Source organism: Rhabdothermincola salaria (assembly GCF_021246445.1).
In the GTDB taxonomy this organism is placed as follows: domain Bacteria; phylum Actinomycetota; class Acidimicrobiia; order Acidimicrobiales; family Acidimicrobilacustridaceae; genus Rhabdothermincola_A; species Rhabdothermincola_A salaria.
This window is the reverse complement of the sequence record NZ_JAJQXW010000001.1, coordinates 386959-405156: the sequence shown is the minus strand read 5'-3', so window position 1 is coordinate 405156 and position 18198 is coordinate 386959. Positions and strand designations below refer to the sequence as shown.

The 18198-nt window shown below is 70.6% G+C and carries 16 protein-coding genes; 6 read left to right on the top strand and 10 right to left on the bottom strand.

Going from position 1 to position 18198, the window contains the following annotated elements; translation table 11 throughout:
• Positions 1–79 precede the first annotated feature (79 nt).
• Positions 80–1189 (bottom strand): hemolysin family protein, encoded by a 1110-nt coding sequence (locus tag LUW87_RS01935; protein WP_232669390.1) that lies wholly within the window; start codon positions 1187–1189, stop codon positions 80–82.
• Positions 1186–2595, bottom strand: coding sequence for a hemolysin family protein (locus LUW87_RS01930; protein ID WP_232669389.1), 1410 nt, complete (start codon positions 2593–2595; stop codon positions 1186–1188). The genes LUW87_RS01935 and LUW87_RS01930 overlap by 4 nt, the downstream gene beginning before the upstream one ends.
• A gap of 47 nt (positions 2596–2642) precedes the next feature.
• Here LUW87_RS01930 and LUW87_RS01925 point away from each other — a divergent pair, with 47 nt between their 5' ends.
• Complete coding sequence (locus tag LUW87_RS01925; protein WP_232669388.1) at positions 2643–3461, top strand: ABC transporter ATP-binding protein; 819 nt, start codon at positions 2643–2645, stop codon at positions 3459–3461.
• A gap of 279 nt (positions 3462–3740) precedes the next feature.
• Here the strand turns inward: LUW87_RS01925 and LUW87_RS01920 are convergent, their stop codons facing one another.
• Both LUW87_RS01920 and secG read right to left on the bottom strand, forming a co-directional pair.
• Positions 3741–5387, bottom strand: coding sequence for an ABC transporter substrate-binding protein (locus LUW87_RS01920; protein WP_346742391.1), 1647 nt, complete (start codon positions 5385–5387; stop codon positions 3741–3743).
• Between the two features lie 8 nt (positions 5388–5395).
• Positions 5396–5626 carry a preprotein translocase subunit SecG gene (gene secG, locus LUW87_RS01915; protein WP_232669387.1) on the bottom strand — a complete coding sequence of 77 codons (231 nt, stop codon included), beginning with the start codon at positions 5624–5626 and terminating at the stop codon, positions 5396–5398.
• A 243-nt stretch (positions 5627–5869) separates the two neighbouring features.
• Between secG and LUW87_RS01910 the strand changes: the two genes are divergently transcribed.
• Positions 5870–6901 carry a linear amide C-N hydrolase gene (locus tag LUW87_RS01910; RefSeq protein WP_232669386.1) on the top strand — a complete coding sequence of 344 codons (1032 nt, stop codon included), beginning with the start codon at positions 5870–5872 and terminating at the stop codon, positions 6899–6901.
• 69 nt (positions 6902–6970) lie between these two features.
• On the opposite strand, the gene tpiA is transcribed toward LUW87_RS01910, so the two are convergent.
• The 6 genes from tpiA to uvrC form a co-directional block, all read right to left on the bottom strand.
• The gene (gene tpiA, locus LUW87_RS01905) at positions 6971–7750 is read right to left on the bottom strand and encodes a triose-phosphate isomerase (RefSeq protein WP_232669385.1); all 780 of its coding nucleotides are present in this window, start codon (positions 7748–7750) and stop codon (positions 6971–6973) included.
• Entirely contained in the window at positions 7740–8867 is a 1128-nt protein-coding gene (locus tag LUW87_RS01900) for a phosphoglycerate kinase (RefSeq protein ID WP_232669384.1), read from the bottom strand. The genes tpiA and LUW87_RS01900 overlap by 11 nt, the downstream gene beginning before the upstream one ends.
• A 12-nt stretch (positions 8868–8879) precedes the next feature.
• Positions 8880–9890 (bottom strand): type I glyceraldehyde-3-phosphate dehydrogenase, encoded by a 1011-nt coding sequence (gene gap, locus LUW87_RS01895; protein WP_232669383.1) that lies wholly within the window; start codon positions 9888–9890, stop codon positions 8880–8882.
• A 108-nt stretch (positions 9891–9998) separates the two neighbouring features.
• Positions 9999–10853: an RNase adapter RapZ gene (gene rapZ / locus LUW87_RS01890; protein WP_232669382.1), complete on the bottom strand. Its 855-nt coding sequence runs from the start codon at positions 10851–10853 to the stop codon at positions 9999–10001.
• An 85-nt stretch (positions 10854–10938) separates the two neighbouring features.
• Positions 10939–11712, bottom strand: coding sequence for a class I SAM-dependent methyltransferase (locus tag LUW87_RS01885; RefSeq protein ID WP_232669381.1), 774 nt, complete (start codon positions 11710–11712; stop codon positions 10939–10941).
• On the bottom strand, positions 11709–13601 hold the full coding sequence (gene uvrC / locus LUW87_RS01880) for an excinuclease ABC subunit UvrC (RefSeq protein WP_232669380.1): 1893 nt from the start codon (positions 13599–13601) through the stop codon (positions 11709–11711). The genes LUW87_RS01885 and uvrC overlap by 4 nt, the downstream gene beginning before the upstream one ends.
• A gap of 151 nt (positions 13602–13752) precedes the next feature.
• On the opposite strand from uvrC, the gene nadA reads away from it, so the two are divergent.
• From nadA to LUW87_RS01860, 4 genes are all read left to right on the top strand, one after another.
• On the top strand, positions 13753–14940 hold the full coding sequence (nadA, locus tag LUW87_RS01875; protein WP_232669379.1) for a quinolinate synthase NadA: 1188 nt from the start codon (positions 13753–13755) through the stop codon (positions 14938–14940).
• A 60-nt stretch (positions 14941–15000) separates the two neighbouring features.
• A complete protein-coding gene (locus LUW87_RS01870) occupies positions 15001–15900 on the top strand; it encodes an FkbM family methyltransferase (RefSeq protein ID WP_232669378.1) in 900 nt (299 codons plus the stop codon).
• Positions 15901–16136: 236 nt separating this feature from the next.
• Positions 16137–16817 (top strand): hypothetical protein, encoded by a 681-nt coding sequence (locus LUW87_RS01865; RefSeq protein ID WP_232669377.1) that lies wholly within the window; start codon positions 16137–16139, stop codon positions 16815–16817.
• Positions 16814–18187 carry a lipopolysaccharide biosynthesis protein gene (locus tag LUW87_RS01860; RefSeq protein WP_232669376.1) on the top strand — a complete coding sequence of 458 codons (1374 nt, stop codon included), beginning with the start codon at positions 16814–16816 and terminating at the stop codon, positions 18185–18187. Before LUW87_RS01865 ends, LUW87_RS01860 begins: the two co-directional genes overlap by 4 nt.
• The last annotated feature ends 11 nt before the right edge of the window (positions 18188–18198 follow it).

The following is an 18198-nucleotide window of genomic DNA, read 5'->3' as shown; positions in this document are numbered from 1 at the left end:
CGCCCCGTTCGGCCACCCCTCGGCCACCTCGATGCCCCCGCTGCCGGCCCGAGCGGTGCCGACCTCGGTGCCCGGTGGGTCAGACCCAGGGCTCCTCGTGGCCGCCGGTCCGGTCGTCGCCGGTGGCCTCGCCCGTGTCCGCGTCGCGCTCGTGGCGCCCGTCGACGAGGTCGCCGACCAGCTCCTCGAGCAGGTCGTCGAGGGTCACGATGCCCGCCGTGGTGCCGTCGAAGTGCTGCACCAGGGCGAAGTGGACCCGCGAGCGGCGCATCACCAGCATCACGTCCTCGAGGGAACGGTCCACGGGGACGACCAGCATGCGCCGCACCAGCCGCAGAGGGATGGGGCGATCGGCGGCCGGGGCGGCCAGGGTGAGCAGGTCCTTGGCGTGCACGAAGCCCATGACGTCGTCGAGGCCGCCCGGACCGGTGAGCGGCAGGCGGGTGTGGGCCCGCTCGACGACCATGGCCTCGGCCTCGGCGACGGTGGTGTCGCGAGGGAGAGCGCAGACCTGGTCGCGGTGCACCATGACCGAGTCGACGGTGCGCCCCGAGAAGTCGAGGACCCCGGTGAGCAGGTCGGCGGCGAAGTCCTCGATCGCCCCGCCCTCGCGTGAGGTGGCCACGACGGCGGCCAGCTCCTCGGCGGTGCGGGCGCTGGCGATCTCGTCGCGGGGCTCGACCCCGGTGAGGCGCACGACCACGTTGCCGAAGGCGTTGAGCAGCCGCACCACCGGGCGGGCCAGCTTGAGGAACGCCCGGTCGATGCCCGCCAGCGCCTTCAGGGCCCGTTCGGGGTCGGCCAGGGCCAGGTTCTTGGGCACCATCTCGCCGATCACCATGTGCAGGAAGACCACGATGGCCAACGCCACGGCGAAGGAGATGGCGTGGACGGCCCCCTCAGGGATGGCGTCGACGTTCTCGAAGAGCATCTCGAAGCCGGCGGCCACCGCCGGCTCGCCGACCATGCCCAGCAGCAGGGAGGCGACGGTGATGCCCAGCTGGGCGCCGGCCAGACGGGTGCTGAGGTCGGCGATGGCCTCGAGGCCGTGCTGGGCGCGACGGTCACCGGCCTCGGCCAACGGCTCGAGGCGGCTGCGCCGCGAGCCCACGACCGCGAACTCGAGCGCCACGAAGTAGCCGTTCACGACGAGCAGCACGACGACGGCGGCGAGCGCCCAGACGTTCACGAGCCCGTCCTGTCGTCGCGAGGCCGGCCGTCGCGGGGCCGGTCGTCATCGGGCCCGGCGTCGGGTCGCGGGGCCAGGCGGACCTCGGCGATGCGGCGACGGTCCATGGCCACCACCTCGATGGTCCACTCGCCCTCGGCGACCCTCTCGCCCACCTCGGGCACGTGGCCCAGTCGGTCGAGCACGAACCCGGCGATGGTCTCGTACTCCCCTTGCGGGATCTCGAGGCCCACCAGGTCGAAGACCTCGTCGGCGTGCAGGGTGCCCGACACCACGTACTCGCCGCGACGCCGGGCCTGGGTGAGCTTGGGCAGCGGGTCGTGCTCGTCGTCGATCTCGCCGACGATCTCCTCGATGACGTCCTCGAGGGTGATGATGCCGGCCGTGCCGCCGTACTCGTCGACGACGGCGGCCATGTGGGTGCGGGCCCGACGCAGGTCGACCAGGACCTCGTGCAGGTCGCGGCTCTCGGGCACGGCCAGCACCGGCACCATGAGGTCCCCCATGGTGGTGGTCGATCGCTGGTCGCGGGGCACGGTGTGGGCCCGGCGCACGTGCACGACGCCCCGGATGTCGTCGAGGTCGACGCCGTAGACCGGGAAACGGCTGTGGCCGGACTCGGCGGACAGCGACACCAGCTCGATGACGTCGGCGGCGATGGGCAGGGCCTTCACCGCGATTCGGGGCACGAGGGCGTGCTCGGCGGTCTTGGAGCCGAAGCGGATGGACCGGGTGAGCAGGTCGCTGGCGCCGCCGCCGAGCGTGCCCTCCTCGGCCGAGGCCTGGACGATGACCTGCAGCTCGGGGAGCGACTGCACGTTGGACAGCTCTTCGCGGGGTTCCACCCCGAGGGCCCGCACGGTGCGGTTGGCGGCGCTGTCGAGGAAGCGGATGAACGGGCCGGCGACGATGCCGTAGAACCGGACGATGGGGGCCAGGGCCAGTGACGTGGCCTCGGGCCGGGCGATGGCGTAGCTCTTGGGGGCCAGCTCGCCCAGCACCATCTGGACCATGGTGGCGAGGATCAGGGCCACGACGACGGCGACGCCGGCCACGGCCCGCTCGCCGACGAGGGGCCGCAACACGGGTTCGAGCAGCACGGCGATCACCGGTTGGGCGAGGAAGCCGAGCACCAGGGAGGTGACGGTGATGCCGAACTGGGCGCCCGAGAGCTGGAACGACAGGTGGCGCAACAGCCCGTCGGCGATGCGGGCCCGGCGACTGCCGGCGTCCTTCTCCCGCTCGATCTTGGTGCGATCGACGGCGACGAGGGCGAACTCCGCGGCGACGAAGAGGCCGTTGGCGGCGATGAGGACGATGACGGCGACCAGGCCGAATGCGAGCTCGATGGGGGTTCGTCTCTTCGTGTGACGGGCAGGCCGCCGACGGGTTCGTCGGCGGAGCAACGCTACTCGGGCTGCGAGCGCGAACGTGGCGGTAGCGTCACCGATCCGTGAGCGCCGTCGATCCTGTCCCCCACGCCCCCGGCGTCGAGCTCGCCCTGGCCCTGCACGGGGTGAGCCTGGTCCGCGAGGGGCGGGCCCTGCTGGCCGACGTCGACTGGGAGGTGGCCCCCAGCCAGCGCTGGGTGGTGCTGGGCCGCAACGGGTCGGGCAAGTCGACGCTGGTGCGCATCGCCTCGCTGTACCTGCACCCCAGCACCGGCACGGTGTCGGTGCTCGGGCAACGCCTGGGACGCACCGACGTGCGCCGTCTGCGCACCCGGGTGGGTCTGGCCAGCGCCGGCATGGCCGACCTGTTGCGCCCGGACCTCACCGCGGCCGACGTGGTCATGACGGCCAAGCACGCGGCGCTCGAACCGTGGTGGCACACCTACGACGACGAGGACCGGGCCCGGGCCCGTCGGTGCCTGGCCGACGTGGGGGTCGGCGACTTCGCCGACCGTCGCTTCGGGTCGCTGTCCTCGGGCGAACGCCAGCGGGTGCTGTTGGCCCGCACGCTGATGACCGATCCCGGCCTGTTGCTGCTCGACGAGCCGACCGCCGGGCTCGACCTCGCCGGGCGCGAGACGCTCGTCGGGGGTCTGGCCACGTTGGCGGCACGGCCCGACGGCCCGGCGATGGTGCTCGTGACCCACCACGTCGAGGAGATCCCCGCCGGCTTCACCCATGTGCTGATGCTGGCCGAGGGCCGGGTGCAGGCCGCCGGCCCGCTGGCCGAGGTGCTCACCGAGGAGGCCCTGTCGGCCTGCTTCGGGCTGCCTCTCGGCCTGGAGCGCCGCCACGACCGCTGGTGGGCCTGGGGCCGCTGACCCCAGGCCCCCGCTGCCCTCGGCGCCCGCGCCCCTGACCCGCGCCCCTGACCTCGGCGCCCGCGCCCCGTTGCCCTTCTTGCATGGTTCCGGCGTGCCAGAGAACGCCCGCACCATGCAGGAACGACATCCCTCCCGTTCTTGCATGGTTTCGGCGTGCCAGAGAGCGACGAACCGATGCAAGAAACCGGGCGGGCGGACCGGGCGGGCGGGGCTGGTGGGCCGGGGAAGGCCTCGGCGGGGTGGGCGGCCCGCCCCGGGCCGGGAGGGGCCGGTGGGTCAGGGCTCGGGGTCGTCGGGGGCCAGCCAGAGGTCGGCGAGGACGGGGGTGGCGTCGAGGCGGAGGCGGTAGCCCTGCACCGGGGCGGCCACGGCGGTGGCGGCGCGGGCCTGGGCGATGGGCACGGCCACCGTGCGGTCGAGGACGAGGGCGTGGGCGTCGCCCCACAGGCCGGCGCGCTCCTCGGGGTCGAGGGTGGCGGCGGCGGCCGCCAGGGCGGCGTCGACGTCTGCGTCGCGCAGGCCGACGACGTTGTCGGGGGCGTCGGTGCGGAAGGTGGGCTCGAGGTAGGCCCCGGCGGTGGGGGCCAGCCCCACCCATCCGAACCAGAACAGCTGCCGGTCGGCGGCCAGCACGCCGTCGCGGTAGGCGTCGAAGGGCCGGGACTCGACGGCCACCTCGACGCCGGCCTCGGCCAGCTGGGCGGCCATGGCCTCGGCCACCGCCACCACGGTGGGGTCGTCGTAGACGTCGAGGGTGAGGGCAACCGGAGCATCCGGTGACGCCTCGGCCAGCAGCACCTCGGCGGCGGGCACGTCACGGGTGCACGGATCGCCACAGACCACGTCGCCGCCGGGTACCTGGGGGGCGACGAGCCCGTCGAGGCCGCTCGTGCCCTCGAGGACCTCGACCAGGGCGGGGCGGTCGAGCGCCAGGGAGACGGCCTGGCGGACCCGTTCGTCGGCGAGCGCGGGGGCGTCGAGGTTCAGGCCCAACCACCACAGGGCGCCCAACGCGTCGAACTGCACCGTGCCGACCCCGGGCGGCACCGTCTGCCCGGCCCCGGCGGCCGGGAGGGGCACCAGGTCCACCTCGCCACCGGCCCACCTCTCCACGGCGGCGTCCACGGACTCGGTGCGCGCCAGCTCCACCCGTTCGGGGCGGGCGGCCTCGGGGTCGACGCCGTCGGCCCGCACCAGCACCGCACCCTCGGCGTCGCCGGACTCCCATCGGTACGGGCCGCTGGTGACCGGCGCCGGCCCATCGGCCGCGGGCGGGCCGAGGGCGGGGGCGTCGGCGGCCACGGTGGCCGCCGGGCGGATGGCGAAGGCGGGCGCGGCGAGCAGCGCCGGGAGGTCGACGTCGGGCCGATCGAGCTCGACGACCACGGTGGTGTCGTCGGGGGCGGAGAGCCCGGCCAGGGCGTCGGCGGTGCCGTCGACGGCGAAGGCGCCGTACCCGGCGACGGCGTCGAGGCGAGCAGAGGCCAACGAGGCCGGTCCGAGGGCGGCGACCCGGGTGAGGGAGGCGACCACGTCGGCGGCGGTGACGGGTGAGCCGTCGGAGAACCGGGCCTCGGCGCGGAGCCGGAACGTGAACGTGGTGGCGTCGTCGGACACCTCCCAAGCCTCGGCGAGGGCGGGCTCGGGCTCCACCGCACCGGGCGTGGTGGACGTGAGCCGAGCGTGGAGCAGCTCGGCCACGAGGGCGGCGCCGGCATCGGTGGGGGCGGCGAGCGCCGGATCGAGGGGCAGGGCGGCCGCCGGCAGGGCCACGCGCAGCGTGCCGCCCACGACCGGTTCGGCCACCACCGGCGGTTCGGGGTCGGGCTCGGCCTCGTCGTCCCCGGAGCAGGACGCGCCGACGACCAGCAGCAGGGCCGACGCGGCGGCGAGGAGGTGGCGCCACGGCCTGCGGGCCGGCACCGCCAGCCTCAGGTGTCGATGATCAGGGCGAGGGTGACCGTGGTGAAGGTGAACATCAGCGAGGCGATCACCGTGAGGCGATCGAGGTTCTTCTCCATCACGGTGGATCCCGCCGCCGACGCGCCCATGCCGCCACCGAACATGTCGGACAGGCCGCCACCCTTGCCGCTGTGCAACAGCACCAGCAGGATGAGGGTCAACGACACGATGACGTGGAGGACGACGACAGCGATCAGCACGGCGAGGGACTCTACCAGGGGTCCGGTGCGGTCCGTCCCCACCCCGGGTGGCCCGGCGTGGCGCCGCCCGAGGCGCGAGGAGCGCGGCAGGGGCGCCGTGTCGGGCAGCCGCGGCAGCGGCGCGTCGCTCCGAGGCCGGCGATCGGCCCACCGTGGGGCGATCGTCTCAAGGCCGGTGCATCGAGGTGCCGATCCTAAGGCGATGGTCGAGGACCTGGACGGGTCCACGGGAGAGGAACAGCCATGTGCACGGGCCTTCGGTTGGCATGCGCGGACGGGGCGGTCGTCCACGGTCGCACCGTCGAGTTCGCGGTCGATCTCGACCTCGACGTCATGCACGTCCCAGCCGGGACGACGTTCACCAGCGGCCTCAGCGCCGGTGCCGGGGCGTCGTGGACCACGGCCCACTCGGTGGTGGGAGTAGGGCGCGCCAGCGCCGACGCGGTCATGGACGGCATCAACGACGCCGGGCTCACGGCGGGTGCCTTCTACTTCCCCGGCACCGCCGACTACGCCGCCGACGACGGGGGCGCCGACGGGGTGGCCCCCCAGGACTTCGTCCACTGGGTCCTCACCACCTGCGCGTCGATCGCCGAGATGCGCGACCGCATCCACGAGGTGCGCGTCCTCGCCGTCGACGCCCCCGAATGGGGAGGGGTGGCTCCGTTCCACTACGTCGTGTACGACCCCGACGGCACCTCGGTGGCGGTCGAGCCGATCGCCAAGACCCTCCAGATCACCGACAACCCGTTCGGGTCGCTGACCAACTCACCCGAGCTGGGCTTCCACCTCAAGAACCTCTCGCAGTACATGCAGGTCACGCCCCACACGCCCGACACCATCTCGATCGGCGCCACGCCCATCACCGGCTTCGGCACCGGCACGGGTTCGCTCGGGTTGCCCGGCGACTTCACCTCGCCGTCCCGCTTCGTGAGGGCGACGCTGTTCAGCGCCGACCACAGCACGCCCGCCACCGCGGCCGCCGGGATCCAAGAGGTGTTCCACATCCTCAACCAGTTCGACATCCCGTACGGCTTCATCACCGTGCACGAGGCCGGCGAGGAGCGGGTCGAGTGGACCCTCGGCACGGTCGCCCACGACCCCGGGGCGGGGGCCTTCTACTTCCGCAGCTACGGCGACCAGACCTTGCGCCGGGTCACGCTGGCCGACCTCGACACCGCCGAGAACGGCCACATCACCCGCACGTCGATGGGTCCCGCCATCGGCGACCTCACGGCTGTCGTCGACGCCAACGCCACGCTGGCGCCCAGCTGAACGGTCACGGCACGCCGCTGCTCGACCGGCCGGCCGAGCACCGCGGCGCACCGCGGCGCTGCTGCCGGCTCAGGCCAGACGGAACTGGACGATCTTGGCGAACTCGTCGGGGTCGAGGGCCGCTCCGCCGACGAGGGCGCCGTCGATGTCGGGCTGGCCCATGAGCTCGGCGGCGTTGGCCGCCTTCACCGACCCCCCGTACTGGATGCGCACCGCGGCGGCGGCGTCGGCGCCCTTCATGTCGGCCACCTTGGCCCGGATCCAGCCGCACACCTCCTGGGCGTCGTCCGCGCTGGCGGTGCGGCCGGTGCCGATGGCCCAGATGGGCTCGTAGGCGATGACCATGGTGGCGACCTGCTCGGCGGTGAGGACCTCGATGCCGGCGTGCACCTGGCCGGTGATCTTGCCGTGGTGGGCCTCGCCCTCGCGCTCCTCGAGGGTCTCGCCGCAGCACAGGATCGGCGTCATCCCATGGGTGAACACGGCCTTGACCTTGCGGCCGACCTCGACATCGGTCTCGCCGAAGATCTCGCGGCGCTCGCTGTGCCCGACGATCACGTAGGCCACGTTGAGCTTGGCCAGCATGGGCGGGGCGACCTCGCCGGTGTAGGCGCCCTTGTCCTCCCAGTGGCAGTTCTGGGCGCCGATGGCGATGGGCACCTTCTCGCTCTCGAGGAAGGTCTGCACGGTGCGGATGTCGGTGAACGGCGGGTGCACCGACACGTCGACCACTTCGTAGTCGTCCTTGGCGAGCAGGTAGCGCAGCTTGTCGAGGGTGGCGGTGGCCTCGAAGTGGTTGAGGTTCATCTTCCAGTTGCCGGAGATGAGGGGTTTGCGCTCAGCGGGCATTGGGTGCTCCTCGCAGGGCCTCCAGGCCGGGCAGGTCGCCGTTCTCGAGCAGTTCGAGCGAGGCTCCCCCACCGGTGGAGACGTGGTCGATGTCGCCGGCCAGGCCGAAGGCGTCGAGGCTGGCCGCGGAGTCGCCGCCGCCGACGACGGTGAAGCCCCGGGCGTCGGCCATGGCCTGGGCGACGGCCCGGGTGCCGGCCGCGAAACGGGGGTCCTCGAACACGCCCATGGGGCCGTTCCAGAACACGGTGCGGGCCTCGGCCACGAGGTCGCCGAACTCGGCGGCCGAACCGGGGCCGATGTCGAGGCCCTTCCAGCCGTCGGGGAGGTCGGCGCCCAGCTGGCGCACCTCGCCGCCGGCGTCGGGGTCGCCGATCTGACCCTCGGGCGACAGGGCGGTGATGTCGGTGGGGATGCGCAGGTCGATGCCGGAGTCGAGCAGCCGGCGGCAGGTGTCGACCTGGTCGGGCTCGACGAGCGAGTCGCCGATGCTGTGGCCCTGGGCGGCGAGGAACGTGAAGCACATGCCGCCGCCGATGACGAGCGTGTCGGCCACCTCGCTGAGCGCCTCGATGACGCCGAGCTTGTCGGAGACCTTGGAGCCGCCGAGGATGACCACGAACGGCCGCTTGGGGTCGTGGCGCAACGGCAGCAGCACCTCGACCTCACGTTCGAGGAGGCGCCCGGCGGCCGACGGCAGGAACTGCGGGGGCCCCACGATGGACGCGTGGGCCCGGTGCGACGCCCCGAAGGCGTCGTTGACGTAGGCGTCCTGGCCGTCGATCAGCGTCTGCACGAAGGCGGGGTCGTTGCCGGTCTCGCCCGGGTCGAAGCGCAGGTTGTCGAGCAGCTCGACGCCGGGGGCCAGCTCGGCCAGGCGCCGGCGGACCGGCTCGACGCTGTACTTCGGGTCCGGGGCGCCCTTGGGGCGACCCAGGTGGGTGCAGGCGGTGACGGTGGCGCCCCGGCCCTGCAGCCACCCGATGGTGGGCAGGGCGGCCCGGATGCGGAAGTCGTCGACGATCTCGCCGTCGGCGATCGGGACGTTGAAGTCGGCGCGGACGAGGACCCGGCGACCGTCGAGGTCGCCGAGGTCCTCCAGCGTGGGAACGCTCATCGGGGCGGCGGGCTACTTGTTCGCCGCGCCGACGGTCTGGACGAGGTCGACGAGGCGGTTGGAGTAGCCCCACTCGTTGTCGTACCAGCCGAGGATCTTGACCAGGTTGCCCATGGCCATGGTGATGCTGGAGTCGAAGGTGCACGACGCCGGCGAGCCGACGATGTCGGAGCTGACGATGGGCTCGTCGGTGTAGACGAGCACGTTCGACATGGGACCGGACGAGGCCGCGGCCTTGAACGCCTCGTTCACCTCTTCCTTGGTGACGTCGGTGTTGAGCACGCCCACGAAGTCGGTGATGGAGCCGTCGGGGACTGGGACCCGCAGGGCGGTGCCGTCGAGCTTGCCCTGCATGGACTGCAGCACCAGGCCGGTGGCGCGGGCGGCGCCGGTGGAGGCCGGGATGATGTTGACCGCCGAGGCCCGGGCCCGGCGCAGGTCCTTGTGGGGCCCGTCGACGAGGTTCTGGTCGCCGGTGTAGGCGTGCACCGTGGTCATGAGGCCCTTCTCGACACCGAAGGCGTCGTCGAGGACCTTGATCATCGGCACGAAGCAGTTGGTGGTGCACGAGGCGTTGGACATCACCTTGTGCTGGGCTGCGTCGAAGGTGTCGTCGTTGACGCCGACCACGAAGGTGGCGTCGGCGTTGGTGGCCGGCGCGGACACGATGACGAACGGAGCGCCGGCGTCGAGGTGGGCGGCGGCCTTGTCGCGGTCGGTGAAGAAGCCGGTGGACTCGACCACGACGTCGACGCCGAGGTCGCCCCAGGGGAGGTCCTTGGGGTCGCGGATGGCGGTGATCTTGACCAGCTTGCCGTCGACCACGATGCCCTCGTCGGTGGCTTCGACGGTGGCGTCGAGGCGGCCCATGACCGAGTCGTACTTGAGGAGGTGGGCCATCTCGGGGATGGCGCCGAGGTCGTTCGCGGCGACGATCTCGACGTCGGCACCCGACTGCTTCACCGCCCGGAAGAAGTTGCGACCGATTCGGCCGAAGCCGTTCACACCGACGCGGATCGTCATAGCAGGTGCCTCCAAGTGAGCTCGCCAGAGAAGTGGCCCCCATCCGATCAGATCGTCCGGGGTCCTGCCAGTCTCGCCCATCGGGGAGGTCGAGGTTGACGAAAGGCCTCAGCGACCGAGGTCGCGATGGGTGACCCGCAGGTCGAAACCGTCGGCGCGCAGCCCGGCGGCGATCTCCTCGGCGATGGCCACCGAGCGGTGTCGGCCGCCGGTGCAGCCGAACGCGATGGTGAGGTAGGACTTGCCTTCCTTCACGTACGCCGGCAACAACAGCTCGAGCAGCGACCGCATCTCGTCGAGGAACTCGGCGGTGATGTCCTGGCCGAGGACGTAGTCCTTCACCGGTTGGTCGAGGCCGGTCTGGGGGCGCAGCTCCTCCACCCAGTGCGGGTTGGGGAGGAACCGGCAGTCGATGACGAGGTCGGTGTCGAGGGGCAGCCCGTGCTTGTAGCCGAACGAGATGAGCGTGGTCTGCATGCCCGACGCCGGGGTGTCCTCGGCGAAGAGGTCCTGCACGCGGGTGCGCAGCTCGTGGACGTTGAGCTCGGAGGTGTCGACGACGACGTCGGCCTCGGCCTTCACCGGGCCGAGCAGCTCACGCTCGGCCTCGATGGTGTCGGCGAGGGTGAGGTCGGGGGCGGCGAGGGGGTGACGGCGACGGCTGGACTCGTAGCGGCGCACCAGCACGTCGGTGCCGGCCTCGAAGTAGGCGATGCGCACCCGTCCGCCCTGGCGGCGCAGCGCCTCGAGGGCGGGCAGCACCTCGTTGTGGTACGGCCCGGTGCCGACGACGAGCACCACCTTGGCGATGCCGGCGCCGGGGGCGTGGGCCAGCTCGGCCACCTTGGTCATGAGCGCGGGCGGCAGGTTGTCGATGACGAACCAGCCGAGGTCCTCGAGGATGTTGGCGGCCTCGGACCGGCCCGCCCCGGAGAGCCCCGTGATGACCACGAAGTCGCTCATGCCCGGCACGCTACCGGCCTACGGGCGGCGCCGAGGTCCCCGGAGACCGCTCGGAGCCGAGGTTCAGGCCGAGTTCACGCCGCGGTCACACCCGTCGGGCCACCAGCGTGAGCAGGCGCGGGATGGAGGCGGCCTCGGGGTACTCCGGGGCTCGAGCGAGGAAGCCGGCCGGCGGAGCCGGCTCCAACATGCGCTCGAGCTGGAGGCCCACGTCGGCCATGGCGTTGACGTAGCGACTCAAGGGGCGGTGCACGAAGCGGATGAAGACGCCCTTCTCGACCTGCTCGACCACGGCCTGCTCCGAGAGGTACGCGCCGATGCGCCAGTACTGCTCGGGTGGGTCGAGGATCTGGTCGTCGATCCACCCGGAGCCGGGGGTCTGCAGCAGCGGATGGTTGAGGCAGAAGACGAACCGCCCACCGGATTCGAGCACCCGGGCCACCTCGGCCAGGGCCCCGTCGACGTCGTCGATGTGCTCGAAGACCAGGCAACACACCACCGCGTCGAAGGTGCCGTCGGCGAAGGGCAGCGCCTCGGCGCCGGACCGGGCGTAGACCGGGCCGCCGGCGCGGCGAGCGGCCTCGGTGATCTGGGCGACGGTCGGGTCGACCCCGACGACGAGCGGCTCGGGCCTGCTGTCTCGTCGAGCGGCGGCCGTGACGGCCCGGGCGACCTGCCCCTCCCCCGTGCCGACCTCCAGCACCCGGGAGTGCCCGGCCGTCCACTCGGTGACGATGGGCAGGATCTGCTCGGTGTACTCGGGGTCCACGCCCTCGGTGAACTCCCGCTGCCACCAGTCGGCATGCGCCTCCCACAACTCAGCGTTCTCGGAGGGCAGGAGGTCGTCGGTGCCGGTCACGAGCCGACCGTAGGGCCTGGCGTGCGACTGCTGGAACCGTGGATCTTGGTATGGACGGCCTCGGCGACGGTGTCCGGGAGCCAGGAGAGCTCCTTGAGGTTCTCCAGCGACGCCTTCTTCACGGCGCCGACACCGCCGAGCTCCTTGACCAGGCGGGCCTTGCGGGTAGGCCCGAGGCCGGGGATGCCGTCGAGGACGGAGGTGGTCATGCGCTTGCCGCGCAGCTGGCGGTGGTAGCTGATGGCGAAGCGGTGGGCCTCGTCGCGGATGCGTTGCAGCAGGTAGAGGGCGTCGCTGCCTCGGGGCACGCGCATGGGCGTCGGGTCGCCCGGGCGGTAGACCTCCTCGAACTGCTTGGCCAGCGAGGCGACGGGGATCTCCTCGTCGAGGCCCAGCTCCTCGAGCACCCGGACCACCACGCTGAGCTGCCCCTTGCCGCCGTCGACCAGCAACAGCTGGGGCGGGTACGAGAACTTGCCGCCCCGCTCGGTGACGGGCTTCTCCCGATCCTCGAGGTAGGCGCGGAGGCGACGGGTGAGCACCTCCTCCATGGCGGCGAAGTCGTCGTTGCCCTGCCCGCTGCGGATCTTGAAGCGCCGATACTCGCTCTTCTTGGGCAGACCGTCCTCGAGCACGACCATGGAGCCCACGTAGTCGCTGCCCTGGATGTGGCTCATGTCGTAGCACTCGATGCGCAACGGGGCTTCGGGGAGGTCGAGGTACTGCTGGAGCTCGTTGAGCGCCCGGGCCCGGGTGTTGTGGTCCGACGCCCGGCGCAGCCGGTGGCGCACCAGCTCCTCCTCGGCGTTGCGGGTGACCATGGCCATCAGCTCGCGCTTGTCGCCGCGCTGGGGCACCCGGATGGCGACCTTCGAGCCCCGGACCTCACCCAGGAACTCCTCGTAGAGCTCGGGATCGGCGCTCTCGGTGGGGACGAGGACCTGCTTGGGCACGCCCATGGGGGGCGGGTCGGCGTAGAGGCCCTCGAGGATGCGGTCGACCAGCTCACCGGGGGTGACGTCCTCGGCCTTGTCGACCACGAACCCCTTGCGGCCCACCACCCGGCCCCGGCGCACGAAGAACACCTGCACCGCCGCTTCCAGCTCGTCATCGGCCAGGCCGATCACGTCGAGGTCCTCGGAGCGCTCCACCACCATCTGCTGCTTCTCGATGGCCTGGCGCACCGCCCCCAGGCGGTCACGCACCCGGGCCGCCCGCTCGAACTCGAGCTCGCTGGCCGCCTCGGCCATCTGGGCCTCGAGGCGGCGGATGACGGTGTCGGTGTCGCCGTCGAGGAAGCTGACCAGCTCGTCGACGAGGTCGTCGTAGTCGGGTTTGGCGATCTCGCCCACGCAGGGGCCGGTGCACTTCTCGATGTGGAACAACAGGCAGGGCCGACCGAGCTTGGCGTGGCGGTTGAACTTGTTCTGCGAGCAGGTGCGGATCGGGAACGTGCGCAACAACAGATCGAGGGTCTCGCGGATGGCCCAGGCGTGGGCGTAGGGGCCGAAGTAGCGGGTGCCCTTGCGCTTGGCGCCGCGCATGACGGTGGCCCGGGGCCACTCGTCGTCGAGGGTGACGGCGAGGAACGGGTAGCTCTTGTCGTCGCGCAGGCGGATGTTGAACCGGGGCTGGTGCTGCTTGATGAGGCTGTACTCGAGCATGAGCGCCTCGACGTCGTTGCGGACCTGGATCCACTCGACGGACTCGGCGGTGGCCACCATCTGGGCGGTGCGCGGCGCCAGGTTGCGCGGGTTCTGGAAGTAGTTCGAGAGGCGCTGGCGCAGGCTCTTGGCCTTGCCCACGTAGATCACCCGTCCGTGCGCGTCCTTGAACTGGTAGGAGCCGGGAGCATCGGGGATCGTGCCGGCTGGGGGACGCTGGACCATCGTCCCAATCGTACGGGTCATCGTCAGCGGCGCTGTCGCCCACGGTGGGCCCTCCGGGAATGTTCGCGATCTCGCTGGCGCTGACCTAGAGTGACACCGCCGGCCTGGTATCCGGCGACATATCGGACACCGAGAGCGACATCCCCGTGGCGTGGCGACCAGGCTGCCCCCACCGCTCACCATCGGTGCCCTCTTCCCCCTGGGGGTTCCAGACAACATGTTGCGGCTCCAGATCCCGCTTCCCGAGCGGTACGCCGACGCCACGCTCGATGACCTCGCGTCCCGCATCGACGCAGCCAAGCGCACGCTCGGTGAACGCGTCTTCATCCTCGGCCACCACTACCAGCGCGACGAGGTCATGCGCTGGGCCGACGCCCGCGGAGACTCCTTCCGGCTCTCCGTGCTCGCCCAACAGCATCCCGAGGCCGACTACATCGTGTTCTGCGGCGTCCACTTCATGGCCGAATCCGCCGACATCCTCACCGATGAGCACCAGAAGGTGATCCTGCCGGACCTCAACGCCGGGTGCTCCATGGCCGACATGGCCGACCTCGACGAGGTGGAGGAGGCCTGGGAGGCGCTGGCCAAGACCACCGACATCTCCAAGGTGATCCCCATCACCTACATGAACTCCTCGGCCGCGCTGAAGGCCTTCGTGGGCGAGCACGGCGGTGCGGTGTGCACCTCCACCAACGCCAAGGCGGTGCTGGAGTGGGCCCTCTCACTCGGCGACCGGGCCGACGACGGCGCCGGCGGCAAGCAGGTTCTGTTCTTCCCCGACCAGCACCTCGGCCGCAACACCGGCCACCAGCTCGGCTTCACCGAGGCCGACATGCGCCTGTGGAACCCCCGCCTCGAGCGAGGAGGCTTGAGCGAGGCCGATGTGAAGGACGCCACCTTCTTGCTGTGGAAGGGGCACTGCTCGGTGCATCAGCGGTTCCGCCCCGAACACGTGGCCGAGTTCCGGGCCCAGCACCCCGACGGCATCGTGGTCGTGCATCCCGAGTGCGCCCACGACGTGTGCGAGGTGGCCGACCAGGTCGGCTCCACCGACTACATCATCAAGGCCGTCGAAGCCGCTCCCCCAGGAGCGGTCATCGGGGTGGGCACCGAGATCCACCTGGTGAACCGCCTGAACGACGAGACCCCGGACAAGACCGTCGTCTCCCTCGACCCGTTGGTGTGCCCGTGCTCGACGATGTTCCGCATCGACGCTCAGCACCTGTGCTGGGTGCTCGAAGGCCTCGTGGAGGGTCGGGTGGTCAACCAGATCACGGTCGATCCCGAGACAGCAGCGTGGGCCAGGGTGGCTCTGGACCGGATGCTGAGCATCACCTGACGCCCGTTCGCCTGAGGCTGATCGCGTTCGAACAGCCCTGGCCCTGCTGAGAAGTGTGCTGTGTACGCTGCAGAAGTGCAGAGCTTGGCGACCTCCCGACTCGGCCGGTTCATGGGCCATCACATTCGAATCAGGGGAGTCCAGCGACTGCTTACTGCGTCATACCGCAAGCCGGGGTGGGTGCCGCCCGAACAGCCGGTTGTCACCAGAACAACGCAGGGTGACTGGTTCCTTGCCGACCTGCGGAGCTGGGTCGATTGGTCGGCATGGGTCTACGGCGAGTACGAGCCAGCACTTGGCCGGATCCTGGAAGCCGTCGTAGATCCTGGCGACGACTGCATTGATGTGGGAGCCAACAGTGGGCTCCACACACTTCGGCTCTCCCGACTCGCGCCAGACGGTACGACCCATGCTTTCGAACCGGTCCCTGACCTCGCCAACCGAGTGCGGTTGAATTGCGAGATCAACGGTCGGTCAAACGTCGTCGTCCATGAGGTCGCTCTCGGAGCCAAGCCCGGTGTCGCTTCGCTGAATCTGCCTGAGCCCAGCACCCGCAATCGCGGGACCGCAAGTCTCCTACGCAACGAGAAGCACCACGGAGCTGCAACCCTACGGATCCCGGTTAGCACACTCGACAGCGTCGAGCTGAACAGCCCCAGGCTCGTGAAGATCGACGTCGAGGGATTCGAACCCGATGTCCTCGAGGGTGGAACCCTCATGCTGGAGTCCGCCCGCCCCGTGGTGGTGTTCGAAGAGAACGCTGATTATCGGAGAACGGGCGACAAGTCAGCGAGGCGGATCCTGCATGAGCTTGGGTACCGCTTCGCCGAGGTTCGCCCGGTGGGCGCCTATGGAGCAGGTCGGTTCCGGTTGACTAAGCCAGCACCTGTGCCCGTTGGCAATCCGCTGTTGCTGGCAGTTCACGCGTCGGACCGCCGCACGCCCCTCGATCTTCCATGACTGCCCACGACGTCCCCGCCTACCAACGGCGGGAAACGAGGGCCCTTCTTCGCTGTTCCGAATTCATGAGGGCCCGTCTTCCCGCACGTCGGCTCGACCTATTTCGTCGCTCTAAGGCAAGCTCAATACACGCCGTGGTGTCACTCACGACCATCCCTGAGCGCTTACCCAAGGTGCACCTAACCCTTCGGTCCCTACTCAAGCAATCGTCCCGGCCGGACTCGATCCAACTGGTCATGTCACGAGACCAGATCGGGCCATCGGATCTGCCGGAATCCCTTACCAGGCTGACCGGCTACGGAGTCGATCTCGTCTTCGTCGACGGTGACCAGCGGAGCTACAAGAAGCTCATCCCAACCGTGGAACGCTTCCCTACAAGCCTCGTGGCCACCGCCGACGACGACGTGTTGTATCCGAGGCATTGGCTTCGCCAGTTGCTTGAGGTCCACTCCCGGTGCCCGGGGACGGTGGTGGCCCACCGAGCCCTGGCCATGGAGTGCAGCGACGGGGTGGTTGCCCCCTACGCGACATGGAAGGAGGCCAGATCCGACACGACACCGGCATTGACATTCCCGGTCGGCGTGGGAGGAGTGCTGTACCCACCTGGAGCGCTCGCACCCATGGCTCTGGACCACGCCCTCGCTGAGCGGTTCTGCCCGACGGCGGACGACGTGTGGTTCAAGGTGTCGGCCGTCCTAAACGGGACCGGCGCGGTACGGGTACCTCGCCCCAACGTGCTCTACCTGCCGCCGAACGGGGCGGACCAGTCGAGTGCTCTCAAGCACGACAACGTCACCGGCGGCTCGAACGACGCCCAGATCCATCGGGTCCTCGAGCACTTCGCACCCCAACTACGAGCCGTTGGCTTCTCTGCTGGCCTGGGCCCCGGTGACCCGTCCGAGCGGCCGCCCCGGTGAAGCCTGCCTCCGTTCGCCGTGCCGCAGGCCGCGCGCTCGCTGCATCGGGCAGTGGCCAAGCCATCGCCATGGCGGCGACGTTCGCGTCGACACTGATGCTGGCCCGGATGCTGGCCCCCAGTGACCTCGGCCTCTACTACCTCTACTCGGTGGTGGCGCTGTTCGCCCCAATGATCGCCCGCCTGGGCCAGGACCGGGTGATCGTGCGGGAGCTCGCGGCGCACGAACACCTGCGGAACGTCACGGCGATCAGGGTCCTCGCGAGCTCGCTGACCGTCAACGCAGTCGCGGCGATCATCCTGGCAACGCTGGTCGCGCTTACGCTCCCGATAGTTGCTCGAGAGCTCTTCGGGGCCGGAGAGGCCGCGGCCACTGGGGTGTTAGTCGGCCTGTGGGTGCTGTTCGAATCACTTCGGCTCGTGCCATCCGAGGCTCAGCGCGGCATGCGCCGCCATGGACTCGCCACGATCGTCGGGAGCCCTGGGCGAACCGTCATCTTTGCGGTTCTCGTAGGCGCGGTGTGGATCGCCACGCTCGGCAGCCCCACACAGACATCTCTGAAGCTGGTGCTCGCCCTCTCACTCGGCGCATCAGCAGTCACCTTTCTCGTCGGACTGCTCTTCCTCCTGGTCGAGATGCGCCGTGCACCGGTGCAGTCAGGCTTCCCGCACCGCGAAGACATGCTCCGACAGGCGAAGGCGGGAGCCCTAATAGCTACAGTCGGGGCCGTCGCGCTCGGAATCACCCAGGCGGACACATGGGTCGTGGGCGCGTTCTTTGGTACCGAGGACGCCGCCGCCTATGGGGCCGCCGTCCGCGTGGCCTCCTTGGCGCTGGCGCCCATCCTAGTGAGCCAGCTGCTCCTCCAACCGTACGTCGTGCGCTTCAGACTCCGGCATGAAGATGCACGCTTGGAGAGTCTGCTGCGCTGCGCTGCAACCGTTGGTTTCGTCCTCCTGGCGACGTCGACCGCCCTCATCGCCGCGCTCGGGGGATGGCTTCTCCCTCTGTTCTTCGGCGAGTTCTTCTCCCAATCCCACTGGCCCGCAGTGATCCTGATGTCGGGACTCACCATCGCGGCCGGTCTCGGCCCTGCGTTCCAAACGGTCGTGATGGCTGGCGGCTCCGACCGGGCCGTACTCGGCGTCATGAGCGCAGTCGCCACCATCACCATCATTTCCGAGCTGACCGTCGCCGGCGTGTCCGTGCTCGCCGTCGCGACGGCCTCCGGCGTCGGAAGCGTTCTTCAGGGTTTCGGGGGTTGGTGGCTTGCCCGTACACGCCTCGACCTGGACACCAGGCTCTACCTGAGCCCGCGCCAGTTCGTCAGAGCGGCCCGGGCGACCGGCATCGTGTCAGGAGCGGCCTGACACCTCGAGGG